The following is a 26318-nucleotide window of genomic DNA, read 5'->3' as shown; positions in this document are numbered from 1 at the left end:
CGGACGTCATCGGCGTGCGGTGCCGTGGACGGACGAGGTCAGGTGGACGGCTCCAACGCGTCCGCGAGGGCCGGGAGCGTGATGTTGCGGCCGGAGACAACGGCCACCGCGCGCCCGCGGAGGGGCACCTTTCCCGCCAGCAGGGCCGCGACGGCTACCGCGCCGGAACCCTCGGCGACACAACCCCGTTCGGCGACCAGGTAGCGGATCGCCGCGCGGATCTCGGCCTCGGTGACCGTCACCGTGGCCGCCAGATGCCGGGCGATCAGGCCGGGAGTCACCGTGCCGGGTTCGATGTTTCCGGCCATGCCGTCGGCGAGGGTTTCCCCGATGCTCACGGTGACCTGTCGGCCTGCCCGCACGGCGGCGCTGACCGCCGTGGACACCTCGGCCTCCACACCCACCACCTGGACGCCGGGACGCGACCGGGCCCACAGGCCGAGGCCCGAGGCGAGCCCGCCACCGCCGATCCCGCACACCACCGTCAGCTCACCGTCGAGCTGCGTGTCCAGTTCCCGGCCGATGGTCGACTGACCGGCGATGACGTACGGATCGTTGTACGCGGACAGGTAATGGCCACCGTGGTCGGCGAGGGCCAGGGCGTGGGCCTCGGCCTCGTCGAAGGAGCTTCCGGTCCGCACCAGGTCGATGCCGAAACGACGCAGCGCGGACACTTTGGCGGGTGAGGCGTTCTCGGCGACGACGACGGTGGCCGGACGGCCGAGGGCCCGGGCCGCGTAGGCGACGCCCAGGCCGTGGTTGCCGGCGGACGCCGTGACGACGCGAACGCCCTCGGGGAGGGCCGAAAGCGAGGTGAGCGCTCCACGGATCTTGAAGGATCCCGTGGGTTGCAGGGACTCCAGCTTGAGGGCGAGGTCCGCACCGGAGGGACCTCCGGTGCCGAAGTCGACCGGTGTGGGAGGCAGGTGGGCGCTGACCGTCCGCCACGCCAGCTCCAGGTCCTCGGCCGTAGGCGGCCGGACCAGGCGCGGGGCGAGCTGCCCGGCCGGGGCGTCGGAAGGTGTGGACGGCATGGGCCCTCCTGGGGTTCGACGGTGTGTCGAGCCACGTTCTCCCAACGCCGAGCATCAGGACGATACCGACTTCCTTCAGCTGAGCGTATGATTTCCTTATGCTCGATCCGCGAAGGCTCAGCCTGCTTCGGGACATCGCCCGCACCGGGTCGATCGCGGGCGCCGCGGAGCGCGCGGGCTGCACCGCGTCGGCCGCCTCCCAGCAGCTGTCCACACTTGAGCAGGACCTGGGCATCGCCCTGCTGGAACGCTCCGCGCGCAGCGTGCGCCTGACCGAAGCGGGTCGCGTCCTGGTGGAGCACGCCCACCGCGTCCTCGCGGAGCTCGACGCCGCGGAGGAAGCCGTTCACGCCGTCTCCGGTCTGCGTGGCGGCAGGATGCGCGTCGCGGCGTTCGCCACCGCCGCGACCCCCTTGGTCGTGCCCGCTCTCATGGCTTTCCGGCAGCGGCACGCCGACGTTTCCCTGTTCTTCACCGAAGCCGAACCCGAGGTCGCGATCCCCGCCGTGGCCGCCGGAGAAATCGACCTGGCCGTCACACATCAATACGAGCACCTGTCCCCGCCCGACCTGCGTGGGCTGCGACAGCTCCAGCTCCACTGCGACCGGATCCTGCTCGCGGTCCCCCCGCATCTGCACCGTGCGGGCCAGACGACGGCACGGCTTCGCGACTACGCCGAGGCCACCTGGCTTTCGACCGTGCCGAGCGAGGGGTTCCAGGCCGTCACCGAACTCCTGTGCCGCTCCGAGGGCTTCGAACCTGAAATCGCCTTCCGCTCCGACCACTACGAGATGCTGCTCGACATGGTGGCGGCCGACTTCGGCGTGGCCCTCGTCCCGGGGCTGGCAGCGGCGCCCCGGCCGAGCGTGACCTACCTGGAGATCAGCGAGCCGAGAGGAGCGGCCCGGAACATCCACCTCACGACGCGTGCCGCCGATTCCTCACCGGCGACCCGAGCCCTCACACAGCTGCTCGTGCGTCGGCGCGCCGCCGGTCGATGGGCCTGAATCCGGCACCGTGAGCCTGGCCCACACCGTCTTCCGGCCCGCGCCGACCCGGCAGCCGAGGGCCTGTGCGAGCGCGCGGACGATGGCCAGGCCACGCCCGGACTCGGCGCCGCCGTCGGCGGGGTGACACACGGGGCGACGGGACTCGGCGTCGCTGACCGCGATGATCACGTGGCCGGTGCGGAAGGTGAGCCGCATCTCCAGCGGCCCGCCACCTCCCGCCGCGTGCTGCTCGGCGTTGGCGACCAGCTCCGAGGCCACCAGCAGGGCGTCGTCGAGCACGGCGCCGGTCAGGCCCCAGCACCGGAGAGTGTCATGAACGTGTCGGCGAGCGGCGGTCACCGGCCGTACGGTTCCGGCGAGGCCGAGTCGGCTGGTGTGGGAGGCCGTGCCGTGAGCGGCGGGGGCCCGGTCGGCGCGCTGTCGGCCGACTCGGCTCGCCGGATGCGGTGCGGGCTTGAGCGGGCACATGGGGGGATTCCTCGTATCGGTGGCCTCGGACCGGTGCCACGTCCGCCTGCGCGGGGGGAAGAGGCTGCTTCCAGGCTGCGCACGGCCTATGCGTCAGCAGAAGAGGCATTCCCCGATGCACTGCGTAAGCCGTCCTTATGCTCGCCGGAAAGCACCAGGGCTCATGGGCCCGCCCACCCGGGCAGCCCGCGTGGGGGCGGTTCCACGCGGGCTGCCCGAGACGCCTCACTTCTCGGGAGGCGACGGGGCGTCAGCTCTTGCGCAGGTCGGGGGCGGGGACCCCGATGAGCAGGCGGCGCAGGGCGTCCCAGGCGGTGCGCATGGCGCGGGTGACCGCGGGCGAGTCGCTGCCCATGATCCGCGCCCATGCTCCGCAGTCATCAGGCAGTACGCTCACGCCGAAAGCCAGACCGCTGGTCAGCAGAGCTTCGTGCAGGGTGTCGGCGACCTCCGCCGCGGGGGCGAGCGGGGTGACCGCGAAGAGCGTGGCCATCAGGTCGTGACCGGCGAAGACCGCCGGGCCGGTCACCGAGCCAGTCTCGTGCGGATCCAGCCGGACGGTGTCCACCACCAGCAACTCCCCGTCGGGGCGCTGGATCTCCAGGTCGCTGAAGAGGAGGCGGTAGGCGTGCCGTTCGCCGCGATCCAGGCGGCCCGCCGCGATCGTCTCGCCCAGCGGCACGGTGGCGGTGGGATCGGCGGTCACCCGGGTGTGCTGGTAGAAGCGCGCGTCCCGGTAAGGGATCAGCGGATCGGGCAGGTACTCGACGTAACTGCCGGACCCAGCGGCGAGGTTGACGATCTGGGTGGCGTGGTCGAACTCCACTCGATGCAGCTTGGTGGCGGCCTGAGTGGTCAGGTGTACGGCGGTGTCGGGGCCGCAGTCGATGTCGATGCGGTTGCGGTCGGCCTGGACGATGCCGCCGCCGGTGGACATCAGATAGGTCACCGGCATGTCGGGCCGCAGCGGGTCCACATACAGCGGACGCATGATCTGAAGCGGTGACTTCTGGTAGCGGTCGACGAGTTCGGTGCGGTCGCCGACCCGCGCGTAGCCCAGTTCGAGCAGGCCGACCTTGCCGGGGCGCCCGGCGGCCAGGGTGTCCGGGGTGCCGGTGAGGGCGAGCATCCGGGCCGGTACCCGGCCGGGTTCATAGTGTGCGGGGTCCAGCCGCGCGGGCGCCTTGGTCATGCGGAAGCCGCTTCCTGAGCGTCCTGCCGGGCCGCCTCGTGGGCCAGCAGGAAGTCGGCGATGGTCTCCAATCCCTCTCCGGTCAGTGAGTTGGTCAGCACCACCGGCCGCCCCTGCCGGACGTGATGGGCGTCCGACTCCATCACGTCCAGGTCGCACCGTACGTACTGGGCGATGTCGATCTTGTTGATGACGAGCAGCTCGCACTCGGTGATGCCCGGGCCCCGTTTGCGCGGCATCTTGTCGCCCTCGGCGGTGTCCAGCACGAACAGAAAGAGGTCGACCAGTGCCGGGCTGAAGGTGAGCGTCAGGTTGTCGCCGCCGCTTTCGAAGAGCAGCGTGTCCACGTCGGGGAAGCGTTCCAGGATCTCGTCCGCCGCGGCCTGGTTCATCGTCGGGTCGTCCCGGACTGCGGTGTGCGGACAGGCTCCGGTCTCGACGCCGACGATCCGGTCCGCGTCGAGCGGCTCATGGACCTCGTCACCTCGCTCAAGCTGACCATGCACCGCTACGAGCGGGTGGTGGTGGGCGACGGGGACATCCTGGAGCGCTCGGCGCAGGAGCACGAGCAGATCGCGGAGTGCCTGCTGCGGGGCGATGTGCCGGCCGCGGTGGAGGCGCTGGAGCAAAACTGGTTCAGCGGGCGCGACCGGATCCTGGAACGGCTGAAGGCCAACGCCAGGAAGGCCGAGCAGCGGGGCACCCGCCCCATGGCCTGAGCGCGGTCGGGGCAGTGCGGGCGGTACGACGGCGGTGTGGGGAGAGACCGGCTCGACGGGCCGTGGTCCGCGCGACGGATGCCCCGGCCTCTCCCCCGCCCAGGGAGTCGGGCTAGGGCTGGACGCTGGACGCGGGCGCGTTGAGGTTCTTGTGGACCGCGCGGGCGATGCCCTCGATGGTGGCGATGCCGTCGTCCATCGTGGCGTTGTCCTGCGAGAGCACCGTGATCGTGTAGTCGTGGCCGCCACCGGTGAAAGCGCCGAGGCTGTGCACCCGCCAGCCGTTCGTGGCCCGCTCCAGCCAGCCGTTCTTCACATGCACCTGTGCGTCGCTCGGCGCACCGGCCGGGGTCCCCCAGCGCTGCGAGGGGATGACCTCACCTGTCAGCTTCAGGATGTAGCCACGGGAGTCCTCGCTGAGCAGCGGGTTGGCGTGGGTCACCAGCTGGAGGAGCTTCTCCTCATCGTTCGCGGTGATCTGGGTGAGCCCCCAGTGACCCTCGCTGTCGAGCGTGGTGTCGGTCATCCCCGCGGCCCGCAGGAACCCGTTGACCTTGTCCGCCCCCAGCTGCTTCCACAGCGCGGTGGTGGCATCGTTGTCAGACTTCGTGATCATGTCGGTGGCACGATCCTGCTCCTCCTGCGTCAGGGCGCGACCCTCCTTCTGCGCGTCCCACAGCAGCGTGGCGAGCACGGTCACCTTGACCGTGCTCGCGGAGTCGAACTTCCGGTCCGCGTCGAGAGTGCAGGTGGTGTTCGTGGTGCGGTCATGGAGGCTGATCGCCGTCGTGGCGGAGGAGCCGTCCAGTGCGGAGTTGAGGTCTTCGGAGAGCTTGTCGGCGAGTTCCGGATTGTCCGAGGTGCAGATCGCCGCCTGCGGGGCAGCCGCGTGAGCCGACCCCACCGAGGCGATCGTCGGCACAAGCACCCCTGCGGCCAGCGCCGCCCTTGCCCCCAGGGTGGTACGAGGAAGCTGGGATATACGTCGGTGTCGCCCCATGGCGTGCCTGTCCATTCGTTCGTGGTGCGGTTCGTCGCGCGGGCGCCTTCGCTCCGTCGCGAAGGCACCCCAGCGCTTTCCCACTGGATGATGTGTCAACCGTCGGCGAGGTAGAAGAACGCGCCCGATGGTCACAAGATCACCCCACAATGGGCACAACCTCCCCGTAGCCCGGCCCGGGCTGGTGGGCCGTCACCCGGCCCTGGCCTCGCCCCCGGCACGGGGCGTGCGGCGCAGCAGGTGGCGCAGGAGGGAGGGCCGGAGCAGAACGAGTGGGGATACGAGCATGTTCTGCACCCGTACGAAGTGGGCGTAGAGCACCGGGTTCTCCGGCGCCCGCCGCATCACCGTGTCGAGGAAACGCCGTACACACCGCGCGACGGGAGGTGGTGGGGCCGCCGACCAGCCCTGGTCCGCGGCGGTGGCGGTCAACCAGGGGAAGAGCACGATCCGGGCCGCGTGCCGCTGGAAGCGGCGTGCGATCCCGGCCGGGGCGGCGGCTCCTGCCAGCAGGCGGCCGAGGAGTCGTGCCTGAAGCGCCGCCACGGTGAGTCCCTGGCCGTAGACGGGGTTGAACGCACAGAACGCGTCGCCCAGCACCAGCAGCCGGTCCGGGCACCGGCGGAGCCGGTGGTAGCGGATCCAGTGATTGCCACCGACGGGGCAGCGGTACGCCGGTGTGGTGGGACGGCTGTGCGTCATGACATCGGCGAAGTGCGGGTTGCGCAAGGATCCGGCGAACTCCCGCAGCGCGGCGTCGTCACGCGGTGGCGGCAGCTGTCCGGCGGGGGCCACCAGACTCACCAGCCGATGGGTGCCGTCCACGGTGATCGCCGCACCGCCCCGGCTCACCAGCGGGGGGAAGGTCATCTCGAAGGAGACCAGCCACTCGGGCGCCTCGCCCTCGGGCAGCTCGTACATCCGTGAGCTGTAGACGAGAGGGGAGGCGACCCTGCGTTCCTCGGGCCGTGGCAGACCGGCCGCCGCGAGCCATGCGGGCAGCCGGGAGGTGCGTCCTCCCGCGTCCACGACCAGATCCGCGCCGATCCGGACGGGTGCGCGGTCCGGATCGTCACAGCCGCGGCCGCGGCCCAGCACGGCGACGGCCCGGCGGCGGTCCGCGCTCAGCTCCAGCCCCTCGACGGCGAACCCGTCCCGGAAACGCACCTGCGGCAGGGCCCGTACCCGGTCGCACAGCGCGCTCTCCAGCGCCGTCAGGTCGAACGACTGTGCCTCGACGCCGACGGTGGCGCGCGGCGCCCAGCCGTGGGGCAGCCGGGTCGCGAAGCCGGAACCGAAGTCGAACACCGGCGCGCCCCGTGCGGCGAGGTCGCCGCGGATCCCTGGGAACAGCTCCTCCACGATGTCGGCGCCACGCGCCAGCAACCCGTGCGGATGGCGCCCCTGCGGGAGTCCGCTGCGGTGGGTGGTGCCCGGAGGGAGCCGGTCGCGCTCCACCACGGTCACCCGGGCGAAACGCGCGCTGAGTACGCGGGCGGCGAGCAGCCCGGTGAATCCGGCGCCGATCACCACCGCGTGGCCCCAGGCGCCGCGGGTCCGGTCGGTCCGGTGCGCTGTCCTTCGCGCCTCGCCGTCCTGCCCCGGACGCCTGCCACCGGTCACCATGTGACGGGCAGTTCCCACGGGCCGCGCATGATGCCGTCCTTCCAGCGCAGCTCCCCCAGCGGCACGGCCGGGCGCAGGGTGGGGAAGCGCCGCAGGAGCGCCGACAGGGCGATACCCAGCTCCAGCCGTGCCAGTTGGGCCCCGGGGCAGTAGTGCGGTCCGGCGCCGAACGCGAGGTGTCTGGCGGCGTCCTGGCGGGTCACGTCCAGCCGGTCGGGGTCGGGGAAGACGGCCGGGTCGCGGTTGGCCACGCAATTGAGGGCGTTCACGGCCGTTCCGGCGGGGAGGGTCACCCCGGCCACGTCCACCTCGGCCGTGGTGACGCGCATCAGCATGCCGATGCGGCTGAGCATCTGGTGGCGGAGCAGTTCGTCGACGGCGTTCGGCACGAGATCCGGGCGGCGCAGCAACAACGCCCATTGCGCGGGCCGTTCGAAGAGTGCCACCAGGGAGTTGGAGAGCTGGTTGTGGGTCGTGTCATGCCCGGCGACCAGCAGCGGGAGGAGGTTGGCGAGGATCTCCTCCTCGCCCAGCCGGGTGCCGTCCGGGCCGGGTTCCCACAGCGTACTGATGAGGTCGTCACCGGGCTGCCGGCGCTTGGCCCGGACCAGCCGTTCCAGGTAGGCCGCGATCCGCCCGGCGGCCTCTGTCGCCTCCTCGGGGGTCACCGCGCCCGTCGGCAGGACCTTCTCGGTCCACTGCCGGAAGTCGTCGCGGTCCTGATAGGGGATGCCGAGAAGCTGGAAGAGAACCTTCACGGGCAGAGGCGCCGTCAGATGCGCGACCACGTCGGCGGGCGGGCCGTCCGCCTCCATCCCGTCGAGCATGTCCTCGACCAGCCCCTCGATCCAGGGGCGCAGCCGTTCGACCGTGCGCGGGGTGAAGGCCCGTGCGATCCGGGTCCGCAGTGCGGTGTGCTCCGGCGGGTCCATGGAGTGCAGCATCCCTGTCCGGGCGTGGAACGGGACGACCGAGGGCGCGCCCGGTCGGGACGCCTCGGCGCGGCTGAACCGCGGATCGATCAGCACCTGGCGGACGGCGGCGTGGCTGAGGGCCAGGTGCACCGGGGCGCCGTCGGCCAGGCGCGCCTCGGTCACCGGACACACGTCCAGCAGCGTGGCCGCGCCGCTGTCGTGGTCGGCGGAGGGTCTCTGGGCGGAGGGGAAGACGGGACATCCGTCGGCTGTGGTCATGGTGTACGCCTCACCGGGGTTCTCGAGTACTGGGCTTCTGGGCTTCTGGGGTCGATGAGCCGCCGACGGTGCGGGTGTTGCGGCGGCGCACCGACTCTCGGCGCGGCCGACGGCCCGGCCAAGCACCCGTTCCATCCGGTGGAACACCTTCTTCCCGCCGCCGTACCGGCTCAGGAGACTCGGCCGCCCGAACCCGCGACCCGCCCGGAGGGACCATGTCCGACCCGCTGCACGTGCCCGGCCTGTACTGCCCGTTCCCCCGGCCCGACCGGCCGCACGCGGACACCGTGGAGAAGGAGGTCGTGGCCTGGATGGAACGGTTCGGCCTGATCCGCGACGACGCCGAGCGGGACCGGCTCTCCCGTATCAAGATCGGCTGGCTCACCGGCGCGGCACACGCGGACGGCATGCTCGAACCCACCGTCATCGCCGCCCAGTTGACCGCCTGGCTCACCGCGTTCGACGACCGCTACGCCGACAGCGTCGACCCCGCCGAACGAGGGCTCCCGACGGCCCGTCTCGTGCTGCGGCTACGAGCCGTCATGGAGGACCCGGACACCCTTCCGGCTCCCACCGATCCGTACGGCTCGAGCCTGCGCGACCTCTTTCTGCGACTGGGCGAGTGGGCCGGCCCCGAACAGGTCATGCGGGTCAGAACCAGCATGACCGAGTACTTCATGTCGGCGCTGTGCCAGGTGACCTACAGCCTCAACGATCACACCCCTGACTTCGCGGAGTACGTCCGTCTCCGGCGCTACACCGGCATCTGCCACATCGTCTTCACGCTCGTGGACGTGGCCCGCGGGTTCGAACTCCCCGGGCCGGTGTGGGCGGGCCCCGCCGTGCGCGCCGTCAACACCGCGGCGGCCGATGTCATCGACTACGCCAACGATGTGCTCGGCTCGCGTAAGGAACACACCCACGAGGACGACCTGGTGCGCAGCCTCCCACTGGTGCTGGCGCGGCAGCACGGCTGCACCTACGCGGAGGGGCTGCGGCGGGCCGCGGAGGTGCACGACGAGGCCGTGCGGTCGTTCATGGCGCTCACCGACGAGGTGCGGCACGAGGCCGATCCGGCGCTCGTCCGCTACCTGGCCGGTCTGGAGTCGTGGATCGTGGCCCATTTCGACTGGTACCAGATCACCGACCGGTACCGCAGCCACGCCGAACAGGTGCGGTGGGCGTAACCCTGCCCGATCAGGCAGCGCCACTCCCCCTACTGGCCAGTAAAATCATGTCACTTGTTGACGGCCTCTCAGGAGCGGTGCCACGTGACGGTCCCCCTGCACCCGCCGGCCGGGCACGCGGCCCACCAGACACCCGGAGCCGCGGAGAAGGTGCTGCTCCTGCTGGAGAGCTTCACGGAACTGACCGCGTCGGGGGCGCGCCCGACCCTGACACGCATCGCCCGCGGCAGCGGTCTGGCCAAATCGACCACGCACCGGCTGCTGTCGTTGCTCGTCGCCCGCCGGATGATCGAGTGTGCCGGGGGCGCCTACCGGCGGGGCCCTGCGCTGGCCGCCCTCGCCGACTCGACGCTCGGGCTGCCGGTGGACCGATTACGTACGGTGCTCCTGCCCCACATGGTGGACCTGTACGAACTCACCCACGAGACGGTCAGCCTGGCCGTCGTCAGCGGTACGGATGTCGTTCTGATCGAGCGGGTCCACGGGCAGCGCAATCATCGGTCCCGCCCGAGCGTCCCCGACCGGGCGCCGGTCCATCGCACGGCCCTGGGCCGGGCCATGGCGACGGCGCGCACCCACCAACGCGCCTTGGGCGCCGACGCGCCAGTCCGCCCCCCGCGGGTGGCCGCCCGCGCCGATGGCCTCCTGGCCGCCGCCCGCCGGCAAGGGATATCCGTCAGCACCGACGGCGTGGTCCCGGGCGTCACCTGCCTGGCTCTGCCCGTTCTGGACGAATCCCGTCGGCCGGTCGCCGCGCTGTCCGTCTCCGGCGTCACCCACGGGATGGACATCGCGAGTGTGGCCAAGCACCTGCGGGCGGTGTCCCTCACCGCCGGCCTCTCCCTGCTCGCCGAGGGCGCCTAGAGGCTGTCCCGTAGGGCACAAAAGGCAAAGGCAAGGAGAGCTCTCTCCTTGCCACTCTTAACTTATAGCGCACCGGGGGGCTTGCGGCAAGGCCCGGGGGGTAGCGCAAAATCGTCCGCCGAGGCCACAACCTGGGGAAATGAGGGCACGACGTGCGTGTGTTGTCGACGTACGGGGGACGCGGTGACGTCGAATGGACGGAGCGGTCGGCCGACTCGTCAAAGGGAGGGCAGTCGGAGACGAGGACCTGCCGGACAAGAGCTTCGACAGAGCTGGAGGCGCCGGTGATCCGATCGGCGAGTGCGGTGCAAGGGGACACGACTGCCTGGGAGGCATCGCGATGACCGGGCAGTACGTGTGGGATCTGCAAGAGGCCGATGAGACGCAGATCGCGGTCGTCGGCGGCAAGGGCGCACACCTGGGCGGGCTGTCGCGGATCGAGGGCGTCAGTGTGCCGGATGGCTTCTGTGTGACGACCGAGGCGTTCCGGCGGATCATGGCGGGGGCGCCGTCGATCGACGATCGGCTCGATGAGCTGTCGCGCCTGAACCCGGACGACCGGGAGGCGATCCGCACGCTGAGCGCGGAGATCCGCCGGACCATCGAGGGGATCGCCATCCCGGACGATCTCGCGGCGGCGATCACCGAGGCGCTGGAGCAGCTCGGTGAGGAGGCCGCCTACGCCGTCCGGTCCAGCGCGACGGCTGAGGACCTGCCGACGGCCTCCTTCGCCGGTCAGCAGGACACGTATCTGAACGTCGTGGGGCCGACGGCGATCCTCCAGCACATCAGCCGGTGCTGGGCCTCGCTGTTCACCGAGCGGGCGGTGACCTACCGCCAGCGGAACGGCATCGACCACCGTACGGTCCACATGGCCGTGGTCGTGCAGCGGATGGTCTTCCCGCATGCGGCCGGCATCCTGTTCACGGCCGACCCCGTCACGGGCAACCGGAAGGTCGCCACCGTGGACGCGGGCTTCGGCCTCGGCGAGGCCCTGGTCTCCGGCCTGGTGAACCCGGACGTCTTCACGGTGCGACACGGCGAAGTCGTCGCCAAGGCGATCGCCGCCAAACAGCGTGCCGTTGAGGCCCTGCCGACCGGCGGTACGCAGGAAGTGGCGATCGACTCGCAGCGGCAGGAGCAGCCCGCGCTGACGGATGCGCAGGTCGTGCGACTCGTGCGGCTCGGGCGGCGGATCGAAGCGCACTTCGGCCGTCCGCAGGACATCGAATGGTGCCTGGTCGACGAGGGCTTCCAGATCGTTCAGAGTCGGCCGATCACAACGCTTTTCCCCATTCCCGAAGCCGGTGACCAGGAGAATCACATCTACGTCTCCGTCGGTCATCAGCAGATGATGACCGACCCCATGAAGCCCCTGGGGCTCTCCATGTGGCAGCTGACCGCCATGGTGCCGATGCACGAGGCCGGCGGGAGACTGTTCGTCGATGTGACCGGGCGCCTGGCCTCGCCGGCCAGCCGCGCCGGTCTCCTGGACCTCATGGGGAGGGGCGATCCGCTGGTCAGGGACGCGCTGGAGACCGTCCTCGACCGCGAGGACTTCATCCCGTCGCTCCCGGACACGGGTCCCGGCGGGCCGCCGCCCGCCGCCGGTGCGTCCGCCCCGGCCGAGGCCGATCCGGCCATCGTCACCGAGCTGATCGAGCGCAGCCAGGTATCCATCGCCGCCCTGGAGCGCGACATCCGGACGAAGACCGGACCGGCACTGTTCGACTTCCTGCGGGGGGCCTTCGAGGAGCACAAGCGAGTCCTGAGTGATCCGCCGAACCTCCAGGCGATCATGGCGGGGATGGAGGCCACATGGTGGCTCAACGACAGGCTGGAGGAGTGGCTGGGCGAGAAGAACGTGGCTGACACGCTCACACTGTCCGCCCCCGGCAACATCACGTCGGAGATGGGACTGGCGCTGCTCGATGTCGCGGACGTGATCCGCCCGCATCCGGAGGTGGTGGCGTTCCTGCGGGGCGTCGAGTACGTCGAGGACAACGCCTTCCTGGATGAACTGGCGAAGCTCTCGGGCGGGACCGAAGCGCGCGACGCCATCGAGTCCTATCTCGACCGGTACGGCATGCGCTGCGTCGGCGAGATCGACATCACGAGGCCGCGTTGGCGCGAGCGCCCCACCACACTCGTGCCCGTGATCCTCGACAACGTCAGGATCTTCGAGCCGGGCGCCGCCGAGCGACGCTTCGAGCAAGGGCGGCAGAAGGCGCAGCAGAAGGAACAGGACGTGCTGTCCCGCTTGCGGGCCCTGCCGGACGGGGACCAGAAGGCCGACGAGGCCAAGCGGATGATCGACCAGGTCCGAGCCTTCATCGGGTACCGGGAGTACCCGAAGTACGGCATCGTCAGCCGCTACCTCATCTACAAGCAGGCCCTGATGGCGGAGGCAGAGCGCCTCGTGCAGGCAGGTGTGCTTCCTGAGCAGGAGGACATCTTCTACCTCACGTTCCAGGAACTCCACGATGTGGTGCGCTCGCACCAGGTGGCCGACCGGCTCATCGAGCAGCGCAAGGACACGTTCCGTTCGTACCACGCGCTCACCCCGCCCCGGGTGCTCACCTCGGATGGTGAGGCCGTCACCGGGGCGTACCGGCGCGACGACGTGCCGGCGGGTGCCCTGATCGGCCTACCGGTTTCCGCCGGGACCATCGAGGGACGGGCCCGCGTCATCCTTGATATGGCGGAGGCCGATCTCGAAGCGGGCGACATCCTGGTCACGACGTTCACGGATCCCAGCTGGTCGCCGCTGTTCGTCGGGATCTCGGGCCTGGTGACGGAGGTGGGTGGCCTGATGACCCATGGCGCGGTGATCGCCCGGGAGTACGGCCTGCCGGCCGTCGTGGGCGTGGAGCAGGCAACCCGGCTGATCCGGGACGGGCAGCGGATCCGTGTGCACGGAACCGACGGGTACATCGAGATCCTGTCCTGACCGATCACACCGGGAACCCTCTGAGCCGCGACGATCGCGGAACGGGCCGGGTGTCCCGGCTGCCATAGGTGACCACCGTGATGCCCCTGGTGGTACGGACATGAGCCCCTGGTGAGACCTGTTCCACCAGGGGCTCCTGTGGATCCGCGGTCGGGTGTGGTCCGTCCAACTGGCCCTTGCCAGACGGTAGTCATTGGCCACGACGACGGTCCGTTCTGCCCAGGCTCGCCGCCACGCGGTAGCGGAGGTGGACGACTCCCGAGTTGAAGGTGCGGGTCTCCACGAGTTCGAGATCCATCCGGCGCTCGTGCCGGGGAAGGAAGGGAATGCCACCGCCCACCAGCACCGGGTGGACCCTGGGCCGGTACTCGTCGATCAGACCCGACGCGGCCGCCTCGGCGGCGAGAGTGGCGCCGCCGATGGCGATGTCCCCCTCCCCCGGCTCGGCTCGTAACCGCTCGATTTCCTCCGTCAGGCCGCCGGACACCAGTCGGGCATTGCCCCGCACCGCCGACAGCGTGGTGGAGAACACCACCTTTGGGAGCGGCTTCCAGATCGCGGCCCACTCGAGCATGGAGGCGTCGAGCGATGGATCCTGATCGGCGGTCTCCCAATACAGCATCGTCTCGTACAACCGTCGCCCCATCAGGTGGACGCCGACTTCACGGATCTCATCGGTGACGAAGCGAAAGAGCTCCTCATCGGGCTCCGTCCAGTCGAAGTCGCCGTCCGGCCCGACGATATAGCCGTCAAGCGAGACGCCCATCGAATACGTCACCCTGCGCATCAGAAGTCCTCCTCAGGTAACGGGTTCGACAGTATGACCGCCGGACGCCGCAGGACTCATCGCGGCTCGCGAGAATGGCTCACCGGCACCTTCAGGCCCGTGCTGCTCGCATCGGCTGCCAGCCTTTCCCGCAGAGCAGGCTTGTCGATCTTACCGACGGAGTTCTTGGGCAACTGGTCCAGTGTGATCACGGCGACGGGGAGCTTGAAAGGGGCCAATGCGCCACGGCAGTGGTCGATCAGGCCGTCCGGCGGCACCGCGGAATTCTCGCGCAGAGTCACATATGCGACCGGTACCTCTCCGAGCACATCGTGTGGTGCTCCCACGACGGCGGCCTCGTAGATATCGTCGTGGGCGTACAGCACGGACTCGATTTCCTTGGGGTAGATATTCTCGCCGCCACGAATAATCATGTCCTTGCGGCGGTCGATCAGCGTGAGGTAGCCGTCTTCGTCCAAACGGCCCACATCGCCCGTGTGCAACCAGCCGTCCACGACGGTGCGTGCCGTTTCCTCGGGCCTGCTGAGGTATCCACGCATGACATTGGCCCCGCGCACGACCACTTCGCCGACCTCGCCCGGGGGCAGCGGCCGGCCCGTACCGTCCACGACGCCGACCTCCTGACCCGGGAGGGGCAGGCCGACCGTGCCCGGTTTGCGAACGCCGTGCACCGGGTTGACGGTCGACACACAGGTGCCCTCCGACAGGCCATAGCCCTCGATGACCACCACGCCGTACCGCTCTTCGAAGCGCTGGATCAGCTGGGGTGGCATCGGCGCGGCCCCGCACAGTGCAAAGCGGATCGATGAGGTGTCGGGGTGCATCGATTCCGGCAGGGCCGCCAGCAGGGCGAAGATGGCCGGTACCGCCGAGAACAGTGTCGGCCGCACCTCCTCGACGAGCCGGAAGAACCGCTCCGCCTTGAAACGTCCGCCTATGGTGACGCGGCCTCCGGCGAGCAGGCAGGACAGTACGCCGATGACGATGCCATTGACGTGGAAGAGCGGGAGGACAAGGAGACTGTGGTCGTCTTCGCCGAGTTGGCCCGCCTCAATGAGCATGCGCGACATGGCCAGAAGGTTTGTGTGGTCGAGCACGACGCCCTTGGGCCGACCGGTGCTGCCGCTCGTGTAGATGATCAGAGCTGTGCTGTCGGGGTCTTCGCTGACCGGGTCGGAAGTGAGATGTGTGTCCAGTGCGTTGGTGAGCTCGTCGAGGCAGATCGTCGGTGTGTTCTCGAGGGGAGCGGGTGCGATGACGGCTTTGGCCCGTGCGTCGGTGAGCTGGTGGGCCACCTCATTCATCGTCAGGGCGGGGTTGATGGGGGTCACCGCGGCGCCCAGACGCCACGCTGCGAAGAGGGCGATGACGAACTCGACCCGGTTGGGGAGCATGAGCGCGAGCACATCCCCCGATCGGATGCCTCTGTGCCGCAAGAGTGCGCTCACGCTCCGCACCCCGTGCAGGAAGCCCTCATTGGTGAGGAGAGTCGTCTCGTCCTCCATGCATGTCTGCTGGGCGGCCAGCGCCGCCCTGTTGTCGGGCAGCCTCGCCAAGTGCATCGGATCTCCTCATCGTGGTCGATGCGAGTGGCCACACCGGTTTGTGGGTTGCAGCACCTGTGCGGGCCGATGGGACGCCGGTACGGCCGTACCAGGGCCGACAGGCTCACATCAGCCGACCGCGGTACTCCGCCAGCTCCTCGGCAAGGTGCGGCGCGAGCGCGACGATCCTGTCGCTGTTCTCCTGGAGCCAGGCGGCTTCCGCGCCGACCTCGGGGAGGATGACCCCGGCTTCCAGGATCTCTCCGGCGTCGCGCTCGGTGAGCGAGACGATGATCTCGCCTTCGGGCTGGCCGGACAGACGGGACCAGGCAGCGGCGAGGGACCGCATCATGGCCTGGCGCACGGCGAGCGGACGGCTCGCGCGGAGCGTTCCCTCGATGAGGGTCGTGCGGGTGTCGACCTGCCCGGCGGTGAAGTGCCGGCCCGCGGGGGCGTCGAGGAAGAGCACATGCACGAAGGCGGCCGGTGCTCCGGTGGCCTCGACATGGATCCGGGTGATCTCCTGCGCGGCGGCCCGCCTGACGTCGTCCGTGAGCAGTCCGGCGGGCGTGATGCATTGGTACAGCGGCATGGGTTGCCTCTCCTTTTGAGGGTCGGGGGGCGAGGCGACGCCTGCGCGTGCTCCCTCACACTCAGGGAGTATGGAATCAGTCATAATAAATATCAAGGAGTGTGAGGCATGCCATCGGGGGCCGGGCATCCGGCGAAGAGCGCTCCGCGATCAGCGCACCCCGCCGTCACCAGCGTCGGGACCGGACCGCCGGGCCCGCGCGCCGGTGAGGGCGGTCATCGTCGCGCGGGCCGGGCTCACGGGCTCACGCCATGGGCATGAACTCGGGCAGGGTGAGGGCCGAGTGGGCCGGCCTGCCCTCCGCGGGGGGCATGGCGCTGACATTGCGCAGCATGTCGTTGCGCTGCTCCAGGGCCCGAGCGGTGGTCGGGAAGAGTGCGGCATCCCCCTTGCCGACCAGCTCCTGGTTCACGGTGACGAACTCACGGGTGTGGTGTTCGTAGGCGGCGAAGCCCGTGGCGTGGTCCCGGTCGGCCAGGGAACCGGCCAGCATGTACGCGCCGACGAGCGCGAGGCTGGAGCCCTGTCCGGTGAGGAACGAGGGTGCGTACGCGGCGTCGCCCACCAGCGCGACCCTGCCACTGGACCAGCGGGGCATGCGGATCTGGCTGACCCCGTCGAAGAACAGGTCATCCGCGTCGCGCATGGCGGCAACCATGCCGGGGACTTCCCATCCCGCGTCGGCGAAGGCCGCGGCGACCAGGTCCCGTTGGGCCTCCGGGTTCCGGAACGCGTCGTACGGCGGATCCGGGTGGGCGAAGTTCAGGAAGGCGTGCACGTCGTCGTTGTCCCCCACGGCGTAGAGCACCGCGGCCCTGCCCGGGGTGTTCCACAGTACGGCCTCATGGCGGAGCCCGAAGGTGTTGCGCATGGTGAACCCGGCGAAGCAGTAGCCGAGGTACCGGTGGAACCGCTCCTCGGGGCCGAACAGGAACTCTCTGGTGCGTGAGTGCAGACCGTCCGCGCCGAACACCATGTCGTACGTACGCTTGCCGCCCCCGCGGAAGGTGACGTCGACCCCGCGGCCGGACTGGTCGAGGGTGTCGATGGAGTCGTTGAACAAGAACTCCACGTCGTCACGGACCGCCGAGTACAGAGCGCCGGTCAGATCCCCGCGCCGCACCTCCAGGTCCCGTCCCGCGACACCGCCGGTGACGATGTGCGGGTTGACCGAGGCGACCTCGCTGCCGTCCTCGTCAAGGAAGGTCAGTCGGCGCAGGTCGATGTGTGCGTCCTGGAGCCGCGGCAGGATTCCCATCCTCCGGACGACCTCGAGTGCGGTGCCGCGCACATCGATGGGATAGCCGCCGCCACGAAGTGCGCCCGCCTTCTCGACCACGGTCACGGCGAATCCGTAGCGGTTCAGCCAGAACGCGAGGGCGGGCCCCGCGATGCTGGCCCCGGATATCAGGACCTCGCGCCTCGGCGTGGTCCGGACACCCCTCGACTCCCTCGGCAGATCGGTGCGCGTCATTCCTTGACTCCTTTGCTCATGGTGCGGGCGACGAGCAGGCACAGCGCCGTGACGGCGCCGGCGATGACAAAACCGGTGACGAAGGCCGATTCGGCCGGGACATCCGACCCGGGAGGTGTCCCCGCGGTGAGGATCGCACCACTGGCCTGCACACCAACGGCGAAGCCGAGCACGCGAGTCACCAGGACGAGGCTGGTGGCGATGCCGGTGTCGCCTTGGTCGACGGATGTGGCGGTGTTGGTCACCATCGCTGTGACGCACAGGCCGTTGGCGAGCGCGATCATCATCTTGCCGATGATGAGATGCCAGACCTCGGTGTGCACGGCTGCCAGGGCGATCAGGGCGGCGGCCATGATGACGATCCCGGCGGTGACCACGGCACGCGAGCCGAAACGCCGCGCCCCGATCCCACCCAGCGGCCCGGCCAGCGACGCGGCCACGGCGCCGGGCAGCAGATAGAAGCCGATCTCGGTGGCGCCGGCCCCGAATCCGTACTCGTCGGCGGGCACGTCGAACAGCTGCGGGACGAGATAGACCGGCACCGAGGTACCGACGCAGATCACGAACGTCAGCACACACGACTTCCACACCGCGGGCCGTGCCAGCATGCGCAGTTCGACCATCGGCGAGGCAGCACGACGCTCAACGGCTATCCATCCGGTCACGAAGGCGGCCAGAACCACGACGAGGGCGCCGAGCACAAGTGGCTGCGCGCCGATGTCGGGCGCCAGGGCGAGCACGAGCATGAGCGTGATCAGCGTCCCGCTCAAGAGAACCAGGCCGGGCCAGTCGACCCCGGCATCGTCCGACCGGCGGGGCGGATCATGCGGCATCAGCCTGTTCACCAGCATGGTGGACCCGATGACCGCGATCGTCGGCAGCGCGAACATCCAGTGCCGGGACAGCCCTTCCGCCACGGGCCCGGCCGACAGCGTGCCTGCCATCCCGCCACCCACGAATAGCCCGCTGACCGTCCCGATGGCCACCTTCGACTCTCCGGCGGGGAGGTGTTCGCGCACGAGGATGAACGACAGGGGCAGCGCGCCCACCATCGCCCCTTGCAGTACCTGGCCGAGCAGCAGCACGGGCAGGTTCGGGGCCAGGGCGGACACCAGGCCACCGACCGAGACCACCGCCATCAGCCGGATCAGCACCCGTTTCCCGCCGTAGCGGTCTCCGAACTTGCCTGCGACCGGTGTGATGAGGGCGCCGGTGATGAGGAGCACGATGCTGAGTAACGCCCCTTCCGCGGGGCTCATATCCAGCTCGCGTTGCAGGAGTGGGAGCGTAGGCGTCACCACCGACTCCAGGGCACCGGTGGCGACTGCCAGCAGGCCGAGGGCCCCGACAGCGGCCTTACCGATGCGGACCGGAGGAGCGAGCGTTGCGGTCATGGACGTCCTTTCCGTCATTGCCGGGCGCGTAGGGGGTCGGCCGTACGCGTGGCGCCGCCGCTTCGCCGGGCCCGGTCACAGCGGCCGTTCACGTGGGGCGCGGTGTGCAGGGCGCTTTGTGGACAGGTCCGATGCGGTCCTGCCGGGTGAACTCGGTTTAGTGGCCGTCGAGTTGGCATACACACGGCTCCCCCGGACGGAGCGGGTGTACGAGTGCGTCCCGCGCCGAGCCACTACTACACTACACCGTGCAGTGTAGAACGGTTACGATAGGCCCATGCCGACCACGAAGACACTGCGCGAGGGATCCACGCGGAAGCGGGCCGCCATCCTCTCGGCGGCCCAGGAACTGTTCCTCGCCGACGGTTTCGACCGGTCCAGCGTCGACGCGGTCGCCGCCCGGGCCGAGGTGTCCAAGCGGACGGTCTACGACTATTTCGGCGACAAACAGACGTTGCTGAAAGCGGTCGTCGACGCCGTCGGCCAGTCACTGATCACCACGATCCGGCACACCCTCGACGACACCCTCACCGACGTCACCGAGTTCGCCGACCTCGACGACGCCCTGGTCACGTTCTCGATGCGCATCGCGACCGACATGCTCGGCTCGGCCGAGTACGCGACGCTGCAACGGCTGGTCCGGGCGGAGTCCGGCAACCTGCCGCACCGGGGCTACAACTCGATGGCCGACACCCCCGACGAGGCCATTGCCGAGCGGTTCGCCGCCTTCGCCGCGGCCGGGCTGCTCGACGTCCCCGACCCCCGGCTCGCGGCCGACCAGTTCATCGCGCTGACCTTCGGCGTCGCGCTGGACAGGCTCGGTTCCGCGAACGCCGCGGAGGACACCCGCGTGCGGCCGCTCATCGTCGAGGGAGTGCGGACCTTCCTCCGGGCCTACCGCACCACATAGGGCTGGGACAGCACGAGGAACCGTGCGCCGCACTCAGACCGCGGTTCCGGTGCGCACGAGGGGCGCCCCGAGGTACGCCCATCCCAAGGGGTTCCATCGCAGGCGGCGCACCTCGACATCGTCAATCTTGGCGTTCCCTCTCGCTGAACACTCGTGTGCGGCCGCCGCCTTCCGCAGCGCGATCGCCGCCGCGTCATGGGCATCGATTGCCTCGTCGACGAAGTAATAGTGCTCTGCCATAGCACCACCGGAGGCACGGAACCGCAGTCTCACGAACCAGCCGTTCGGCGGGATGTTCGGGGGGATGGCAGACCTGGCCCGGTCCTGCCGGTCGAGGTCGGCACGCATGGCAATTGCTCTCCTCGGCGAGGCGGCGTCTGCGCGGGGCTCCCCCACACCCATGTTATGGTATCTATCATAATCAATATCGAGGTGAGAGGCATGCCACTGGCGAAGGCCGGAAGCGATGGACAGCCGGGCTCCGGCAGCCCTGACCGGTGATGCCGACCCTTCCGACCGGCGGGCGCCACGACTACCTCAAGAGGAGACCACCGCCCATGACCCACACACTCGAGCCGGACACCGCCGCGCACAGGCAGAACCCGGTCGCGCAGCCCCTCTCGTCAGAAATCCGCTCCGCCGCCGATATCGTCACCCCGGGCCTCGTCGAACGCCTCACCCGGGGCGTGGTCGGTTCCGGCCGTACCGCCAACCACACACCGTTCACCGGGGAGAAGCTGGCGGATCTTCCCGAGTCCACGCCGGAGGACGTCGCCGAGGCGTTCGACCGGGCCCGCCGCGCCCAGCCCGCCTGGGCGGCCACACCGGCCCGGATCCGCGCCGCCGTGCTGCTGCGCTTCCACGATCTGCTCCTGGAACGGCAAGACGAGATTCTCGATCTGATCCAGCTGGAGAGCGGCAAGACACGGCTGCATGCGCTCGAGGAGGTACTGGGGCTCGCGTCGGAAGCCCGCTTCTACGGCCGCAAGGCACCTGGCCTGCTGAAGCCCAAGCGGCATCCGGGCGCGATCCCGCTGCTGACGAAGACGACCGAGCTGCGCCAGCCGCGCGGCGTCGTCGGGCAGATCGCCCCCTGGAACTATCCCTTGGAGCTGTCGGTCGGCGATGCCCTGCCCGCGTTCACCGCCGGTAACGCACTGGTGATGAAGCCCGACACCGAGACCGCGCTGACCGCTCTGTGGGCCCGTGATCTGCTCATCGAGGCAGGGCTGCCGACGGGGGTGTTCCAGGTGGTCCTCGGCGAGGGCCCGGTCGTCGGCCCCGAGGTGGTACGGCACGCCGACTACGTCTCGTTCACGGGCTCCACCCGCACCGGCCGCGAGGTCGCCCAAGCAGCGGCAGCCCGCCTCGTCGGGGCCTCGCTCGAACTCGGCGGCAAGAACGCCATGTTGGTGCTGCACGACGCCGATATCGACAAGGCCGCGGCCGGTGCCGTCCGCGCCTGCTTCGCCTCCGCGGGCCAGCTCTGCATCTCCATCGAGCGGATCTACGTCCACGCCTCCCTCGCGGAAGCCTTCACGGACCGCTTCGCCGCCCACACCCGCGCCATGCGTCTGGGCACCCTGCTCGCCTACGGCCCGGACATGGGCTCCCTCGCAGGTGAGCGGCAGCTCGAGACCGTGAAGCGACACGTCGACGAGGCCGTGGCCAAGGGCGCCCAGGTTCTTGCCGGAGGCCGACCGCGGCCCGATATCGGCCCCTACATCTACGAGCCCACCATCCTCGACGGAGTGAATCCCTCCATGGCAGTCCACAGCGAGGAGACCTTCGGCCCGGTCGTCTCCGTCTACCGTTTCACCGATGAGGACGACGCCGTCGCCCAGGTCAACGCCAGCCCCTTCGGCCTCAACTCCAGCGTGTGGACCAAGGACAGCCGCCGTGGCCACGCCCTCGCCGCCCGGATCCACACCGGCACCGTCAACATCAACGAGGGCTATGCCTCCGCCTACGGCAGCGTCGCGGCGCCCATGGGAGGTATGAAGAACTCCGGGGTCGGCCGCCGTCACGGCTCCGAAGGGCTTCTGAAATACACCGAGGCCCAGACCGTCTCACAGCAGCGCGTCATGCCGCTCGGGCCCTCCTTCGGCATGACCCAGCAGCAGTACGCCACCCTCACGAGCGCGCTGCTCAAGGCCACGAAGACCCTGCGACTCGGCTGAGCCAGTACGGCGCTCCCGGATTCCTTGCCACGTGCTGCTGATGGCGGATGGCGGCCGGCGCGGCTCGAGAGGTCTGCGCGACTGAGCTTCGGCGCACCAGGCTATAGAATCTGACATATACGTTCCACAGGGAGATGGGTACCGGTGCCATCGGTGAAGACTGACCACGGGCGGTCCAGCAAGCAGCGCATGCTGGACAGCACGATCGCGCTGCTTCAGCAGCATGGTGCCAGCGCGGTGACCGTGGACGCGGTGCTCCAGCACAGCAAAGCCCCCAGGGGCTCGGTGTACTACCACTTCCCCGGAGGCCGAGACGCCCTGGTCCTGGCGGCAGTCCGGCAGGCCGGGGAAGAGATGTCCCGCCCCATCGAGGATCTGTGCCGCACCGGCCCGCCCGAGCATGCGCTGGAACAGGCCGCGGCCTTGTGGCGGCACCGCCTGACGTCGAGCGACTTCGGCTCCGGATGCGCGATCGTCGCCGCGGTCGTCGACAACCGGAACAACCTGCCCGAGGCGGACGAGGCGGTGCGGGACATCTTCACCCGTTGGCATACGGCTTTCGCGGATCTGCTGATCCGTAGCGGCTATGGCGAAGAGCGGGCCCGTCGACTGTCGACCTTGGCCGTCGCGGCGGTCGAAGGGGCCGTCATCCTGTGCCGTGCCCAGGGCAACACCCAGCCTCTCGATGACGTGGTGGCCGAACTGAGCCCGCTTTTCCCTCAGTCCTGATGTCTACGGGAACGGGGGCCTCGGCCCGGAAGCGTTCCCACCCAGCAGCGTCGCCATCCGCGCGACGAGGGCACCGGCGTCTATGTCGCGGGTAGTCCGTCCCAGGATGCGCCAGCCCCTGCGGGTGGGGTTGGGGATGACATGCCCGCCCCCATGGACGGTGTAAAGGGTGACCGGAGGCCGGTTTTCCTGCTGGTACGACGTGACGTCCACCCATGTCCGGGCGGAGTTGGCGCGGCTTGGGAGGCGCCGCGTCAGGGGCTGACCGGTGATGCCGTTGCGCCGGGCGTAGTAGGCCGCTGTGTCAGGGGCCGAGAGGCCCTTTCCGCGGGGCCGGAAGCCGAACAGGCTGGTGACGCCGCCCTCGTATGGGGCGAGCGGATCCTTGGTGCCGTGGATCGTGATCACCGGAAGCGGTGAATAGCGGTCGACCGCAGTGAAGTTGTCCGCCGTCGGGTGCCCCACGCCGATCAATACGAGGCCATCGAGAGCGTCCGGCGCCTCGTGGGCGAGCCGCAGCGCCATGTGCCCACCGTTGGAGTACCCCACGGCAATGACGCGCTCAGCCCCGTCGCTCCGGAGCCGTTCACTCACCGAGGTGAGGAAGGCGACATCGTCGATCCCCTCGGCCCGGGCCGGTGACCGCATCGCGGTCCTGGCGTCGTTCCACAGTCCCCGGTAGGCGTCGGGGTAGGCCACAACCGGCCAGCCGTCACCGGCCTTCTGCTCGAAGCTGCGGCCACTGGCCGCCCGGACCTTCACGCCTGTCTGTTGCGAACCGTGCAGGACGCTGACCGCAACGCCGGAACGCTCCAGCTCCGGGACGGGTTCGGCCACGCTCACCGACCGGGGCCGGCCATCGATCGTGAACGTGCGCTCCATCAAGCCTGGCTCCCCTCTGCTCCCCTCGTAAGCTTCCTACTTCGTGGCGCACCACGAGCTGGGAGACGGACACGTACCGGATGTGCCGCGCGCGGCAGAGTTCACCGAGTGGCCCCGACTCGTCACGTGACTCGCGCATTCCCCCGTCAATTCCGTGGCCAAGCCGCGCGGCCGGGCGCGGGGCACGGCAGCGAACTCGCTCTGGCATGTGACATGCGTGTGCCAGCCGGGAGAAGGCGGTCCTCGCGCAGATCGAGGTAGGGGCGTCGGTAGTCCCCGGTGGTGGCGCCACCGAATGGGTCGCTGCCCTGACGCACGGCCCGCGCTCCGGGTCACGGGGCGCGGGCCGCGGCAGCAGGACGATGCGTGGCAGGGCGTCAGGAACCGACGACGATATTGCGGCAGGACGCGGAGACGACGGCGTCGGCGTTGGCCCCCGGCGAGTTCTCGACGTCGCCGAACTCGGCGGAGTTACGGTCCACGCAGTCGTTGCTCTGCTGGATGTGGTGAGCCCGGGCGTCGGTCCGTCCGCCACGGCCGAGCTGGAGGACGGTGTTGTCGCAGTTCGCCGGCAGGCTGGTGTCGGCCGAGGCACCCGGGGATTCGTCGACGAACCGAGCGATCCTGGCGGAGTTATCGACGCCGCAGTGGTTGTCCTGGTCCACGGTCGAGCCCGGAGCGAGCAGTCCGCCGGAGGAGCTCCGGTTGCCGTCAGGACCTGCGAGGTTCAGCACGTTGTTGCCGCACTGTGTGGACAGCTCGGTGTCGGCCGAGGCGCCGGGCGAGAACTCGATGTCGGGTCGGATGTCACCGGAGTTGCTGAGGTCACAGTCGTTGTGCTGCTTGATCGCGACGCTGCGCAGGTCGCCGGTGTTGACGAGACGGTTGTCGCAGGCGGCTCGCTGACGCATGTCCGCGCTCGCGCCAGGGGATTCCATGGCGAACCCGGCCAGCGTGCCGCTGTTGTCGACGTCGCAGCCGCTGTTCTGATCGAGGGTGAGGTGATCGAGACGGCCGGTGTTGTGGGCTTCGTTGCGGCAGCGGGTCTCGAGCGTGGCGTCCGAGCTCGAGCCAGGCGAAGTGTTGATGGCGGTGGGAACCCTTGCCGTGTTGTCGATGTCGCACTCCGCCCGCTGGCCCAGAGTGCTGCCGTCGACCGTGCCGCTGTTGGCGATGCGGTTGTCGCAGGCGGCGGAGAACACCGTGTCGGCGCTCGCCCCCGGCGACGCGCCCCCGGCGGTATCGGGATTGATGAGCCCGGTGTTGGAAGTGTCGCAGTGAGCCTGCTGGCCGATCCCGCTGTTGGCGATCCGGCCGGTGTTGGACAGCGAGTTGCCGCAGTGGGAAGCCAGGGTGGTGTCCAGCGACGACCCCGGGGAACCGGTCCCGGCCGCGGTGTCGATGGCGCCGGTGTTGTCGACGTCGCAATCGCTGGACTGGTCGAGCGTCGAGTGCTCCATCCGGCCCTCGTTGAACAGGTCGTTGGCGCAGTCAGCGGTCAGGGCGGTGTCGGACGACGACCCGGGCGACCTGAGGGTCGGAGTGATCGGGCCCGTGTTGCTGGTGTCGCACTGCGCCTTCTGGTTGACGGCACTGTCGTGGAGGCGGCTCGTACCGAACAGCCGGTTGCGGCAACGGGCGTCCATCGTGGTGTCGGCCGATGCCCCGGGCACGATATCCGGGGAGATCGTCCCGGTGTTGTCGACCTCGCATTCGGTGCTCTGCCGGATCGTGTTGCCTCCCGGGTCGCTATCCGCCACCGCGCTGCCGGCCGTGGCCAGCACCACGGCAAGCACTCCCGGCACCATCAGCCACGACTTCTGTCGAACCACCACGCCACTGCCCTTCGATCGCACACGCAGAACCCGAACCGTGCGGATCCCACAGCCTGGCCAACGACGTACGAAGGCGGCGCGCTACCCCGGCACCGACAGACCACCCGAACGGCCCCTCTGACAAGCACTCAGCGGAAGACACAACGGGCTCACGCCGCTGGACCGCGGCTGCGATACGGGGGCCTTGGGATGGCTCACGCCGTCCGGTTGCGGTAGGCGCGGGTTTTCATTCGGTTTCCGCAGCCCGCGGTGGAGCACCAGCGGCCGTTACGCGGTTTGGCGTGGTCGTAGAAGATCCAGCGGCAGTCCGGTGCCGCGCACTCCTTCATCCGGGCCCAAGTTCCGTCAGCTGAGGCGACGATGACGGCGGCAAGCAGGTCCGCGAGCGCGCCGGAGGTCCCGCCGGCGGCCGCGGTGACACCGAGTGCGCCACCGCCGAGGGATCGCGCGTGCAGCGGAAGGGCCGCGCTCGCGTGAGCGAACTCCGTGGCCACGGTGGTGTCGAGCTCTCCCGTCCGGTTGGCACGTGCCATGGCGCGCAGCGTACGGCGCAGTGTGAGGGCGAGCTCACGCTCGTCCGCGTCACATTCGCCCAGCCATCCGACGAGCCCGTCGTCCGGCTCGTGTTCGCCGAAAGTACGCAGGTCGCAGCTGTTGAGGAACTCGAACACCGCGACCAGTGGGGGCGGTACGCGGTGATGTTCCGCCGCCGGCTTGTCCCTGTCCCATGCCATGTCGACACCACCTA

At 69.7% G+C, this 26318-nt stretch carries 23 protein-coding genes and 1 pseudogene; 8 read left to right on the top strand and 16 right to left on the bottom strand.

The window, feature by feature from the left end; translation table 11 throughout:
* Positions 1-38 precede the first annotated feature (38 nt).
* Entirely contained in the window at positions 39-1034 is a 996-nt protein-coding gene (locus AB0C66_RS19595) for a pyridoxal-phosphate dependent enzyme (protein ID WP_362439717.1), read from the bottom strand.
* Positions 1035-1132: 98 nt separating this feature from the next.
* On the opposite strand from AB0C66_RS19595, the gene AB0C66_RS19590 reads away from it, so the two are divergent.
* Positions 1133-2041: a LysR substrate-binding domain-containing protein gene (locus AB0C66_RS19590; protein ID WP_362439713.1), complete on the top strand. Its 909-nt coding sequence runs from the start codon at positions 1133-1135 to the stop codon at positions 2039-2041.
* On the opposite strand, the gene AB0C66_RS19585 is transcribed toward AB0C66_RS19590, so the two are convergent.
* The 3 genes and pseudogenes from AB0C66_RS19585 to AB0C66_RS19575 all read right to left on the bottom strand — a co-directional run.
* A complete protein-coding gene (locus AB0C66_RS19585) occupies positions 1976-2512 on the bottom strand; it encodes an ATP-binding protein (protein WP_362439710.1) in 537 nt (178 codons plus the stop codon). The genes AB0C66_RS19590 and AB0C66_RS19585 overlap by 66 nt on opposite strands.
* 250 nt (positions 2513-2762) lie before the next feature.
* Entirely contained in the window at positions 2763-3704 is a 942-nt protein-coding gene (locus AB0C66_RS19580; protein WP_362439707.1) for an urease accessory protein UreD, read from the bottom strand.
* Positions 3701-4168: pseudogene (locus tag AB0C66_RS19575) on the bottom strand (GTP-binding protein); the annotation flags it as partial. The pseudogene AB0C66_RS19575 and the gene AB0C66_RS19580, both read right to left, overlap by 4 nt.
* Positions 4169-4174: 6 nt before the next feature.
* On the opposite strand from AB0C66_RS19575, the gene AB0C66_RS19570 reads away from it, so the two are divergent.
* Positions 4175-4423, top strand: coding sequence for an FCD domain-containing protein (locus AB0C66_RS19570; protein ID WP_362439704.1), 249 nt, complete (start codon positions 4175-4177; stop codon positions 4421-4423).
* Between the two features lie 112 nt (positions 4424-4535).
* On the opposite strand, the gene AB0C66_RS19565 is transcribed toward AB0C66_RS19570, so the two are convergent.
* From AB0C66_RS19565 to AB0C66_RS19555, 3 genes are all read right to left on the bottom strand, one after another.
* Positions 4536-5327, bottom strand: a complete 792-nt coding sequence (locus tag AB0C66_RS19565; RefSeq protein ID WP_362439701.1) for a serine hydrolase — start codon at positions 5325-5327, stop codon at positions 4536-4538.
* Positions 5328-5615: 288 nt separating this feature from the next.
* Positions 5616-7067, bottom strand: coding sequence for an FAD-dependent oxidoreductase (locus AB0C66_RS19560; protein ID WP_362439698.1), 1452 nt, complete (start codon positions 7065-7067; stop codon positions 5616-5618).
* Complete coding sequence (locus AB0C66_RS19555; protein ID WP_362439695.1) at positions 7043-8242, bottom strand: cytochrome P450; 1200 nt, start codon at positions 8240-8242, stop codon at positions 7043-7045. Before AB0C66_RS19555 ends, AB0C66_RS19560 begins: the two co-directional genes overlap by 25 nt.
* A gap of 215 nt (positions 8243-8457) precedes the next feature.
* Between AB0C66_RS19555 and AB0C66_RS19550 the strand changes: the two genes are divergently transcribed.
* The 3 genes from AB0C66_RS19550 to rph all read left to right on the top strand — a co-directional run bounded on the left by AB0C66_RS19550 (position 8458) and on the right by rph (position 13243).
* A complete protein-coding gene (locus AB0C66_RS19550; protein ID WP_362439692.1) occupies positions 8458-9429 on the top strand; it encodes a hypothetical protein in 972 nt (323 codons plus the stop codon).
* 84 nt (positions 9430-9513) lie between these two features.
* Positions 9514-10293, top strand: coding sequence for an IclR family transcriptional regulator C-terminal domain-containing protein (locus tag AB0C66_RS19545; protein WP_362439689.1), 780 nt, complete (start codon positions 9514-9516; stop codon positions 10291-10293).
* Positions 10294-10633: 340 nt separating this feature from the next.
* Positions 10634-13243, top strand: a complete 2610-nt coding sequence (gene rph / locus AB0C66_RS19540; RefSeq protein WP_362439686.1) for a rifamycin-inactivating phosphotransferase — start codon at positions 10634-10636, stop codon at positions 13241-13243.
* Between the two features lie 190 nt (positions 13244-13433).
* On the opposite strand, the gene AB0C66_RS19535 is transcribed toward rph, so the two are convergent.
* The 5 genes from AB0C66_RS19535 to AB0C66_RS19515 all read right to left on the bottom strand — a co-directional run bounded on the left by AB0C66_RS19535 (position 13434) and on the right by AB0C66_RS19515 (position 19034).
* A complete protein-coding gene (locus AB0C66_RS19535; protein ID WP_362439683.1) occupies positions 13434-14030 on the bottom strand; it encodes a dihydrofolate reductase family protein in 597 nt (198 codons plus the stop codon).
* Positions 14031-14086: 56 nt separating this feature from the next.
* Positions 14087-15592, bottom strand: coding sequence for an AMP-binding protein (locus AB0C66_RS19530; RefSeq protein WP_362439680.1), 1506 nt, complete (start codon positions 15590-15592; stop codon positions 14087-14089).
* 106 nt (positions 15593-15698) lie between these two features.
* Positions 15699-16166, bottom strand: a complete 468-nt coding sequence (locus tag AB0C66_RS19525; protein WP_362439677.1) for a tautomerase family protein — start codon at positions 16164-16166, stop codon at positions 15699-15701.
* Positions 16167-16410: 244 nt separating this feature from the next.
* On the bottom strand, positions 16411-17640 hold the full coding sequence (locus AB0C66_RS19520; protein WP_362439674.1) for an FAD-dependent monooxygenase: 1230 nt from the start codon (positions 17638-17640) through the stop codon (positions 16411-16413).
* A complete protein-coding gene (locus AB0C66_RS19515; protein ID WP_362439671.1) occupies positions 17637-19034 on the bottom strand; it encodes an MFS transporter in 1398 nt (465 codons plus the stop codon). The genes AB0C66_RS19520 and AB0C66_RS19515 overlap by 4 nt, the downstream gene beginning before the upstream one ends.
* A 277-nt stretch (positions 19035-19311) precedes the next feature.
* Here AB0C66_RS19515 and AB0C66_RS19510 point away from each other — a divergent pair, with 277 nt between their 5' ends.
* The gene (locus AB0C66_RS19510) at positions 19312-19944 is read left to right on the top strand and encodes a TetR/AcrR family transcriptional regulator (protein ID WP_362439668.1); all 633 of its coding nucleotides are present in this window, start codon (positions 19312-19314) and stop codon (positions 19942-19944) included.
* Positions 19945-19977: 33 nt separating this feature from the next.
* Here AB0C66_RS19510 and AB0C66_RS19505 read toward each other — a convergent pair whose 3' ends face one another.
* A complete protein-coding gene (locus AB0C66_RS19505; protein WP_362439665.1) occupies positions 19978-20292 on the bottom strand; it encodes a hypothetical protein in 315 nt (104 codons plus the stop codon).
* 209 nt (positions 20293-20501) lie between these two features.
* Here AB0C66_RS19505 and AB0C66_RS19500 point away from each other — a divergent pair, with 209 nt between their 5' ends.
* Both AB0C66_RS19500 and AB0C66_RS19495 read left to right on the top strand, forming a co-directional pair.
* Positions 20502-22124: a succinic semialdehyde dehydrogenase gene (locus AB0C66_RS19500; RefSeq protein ID WP_362439662.1), complete on the top strand. Its 1623-nt coding sequence runs from the start codon at positions 20502-20504 to the stop codon at positions 22122-22124.
* A 189-nt stretch (positions 22125-22313) separates the two neighbouring features.
* Positions 22314-22853 (top strand): TetR/AcrR family transcriptional regulator, encoded by a 540-nt coding sequence (locus AB0C66_RS19495; RefSeq protein WP_362439659.1) that lies wholly within the window; start codon positions 22314-22316, stop codon positions 22851-22853.
* A 3-nt stretch (positions 22854-22856) separates the two neighbouring features.
* Here the strand turns inward: AB0C66_RS19495 and AB0C66_RS19490 are convergent, their stop codons facing one another.
* From AB0C66_RS19490 to AB0C66_RS19480, 3 genes are all read right to left on the bottom strand, one after another.
* Positions 22857-23735 (bottom strand): hypothetical protein, encoded by an 879-nt coding sequence (locus AB0C66_RS19490; protein WP_362439656.1) that lies wholly within the window; start codon positions 23733-23735, stop codon positions 22857-22859.
* Between the two features lie 377 nt (positions 23736-24112).
* Positions 24113-25570, bottom strand: coding sequence for a hypothetical protein (locus tag AB0C66_RS19485; protein ID WP_362439653.1), 1458 nt, complete (start codon positions 25568-25570; stop codon positions 24113-24115).
* Positions 25571-25764: 194 nt separating this feature from the next.
* Entirely contained in the window at positions 25765-26304 is a 540-nt protein-coding gene (locus AB0C66_RS19480) for a CGNR zinc finger domain-containing protein (RefSeq protein WP_362439650.1), read from the bottom strand.
* Positions 26305-26318 lie beyond the last annotated feature (14 nt).

This window comes from Streptomyces sp. NPDC048636 (assembly GCF_040650655.1).
Lineage (GTDB): Bacteria > Actinomycetota > Actinomycetes > Streptomycetales > Streptomycetaceae > Streptomyces.
Note: the sequence above shows the minus strand (reverse complement) of the source record. Positions and strands in the feature narration are given on the sequence as shown.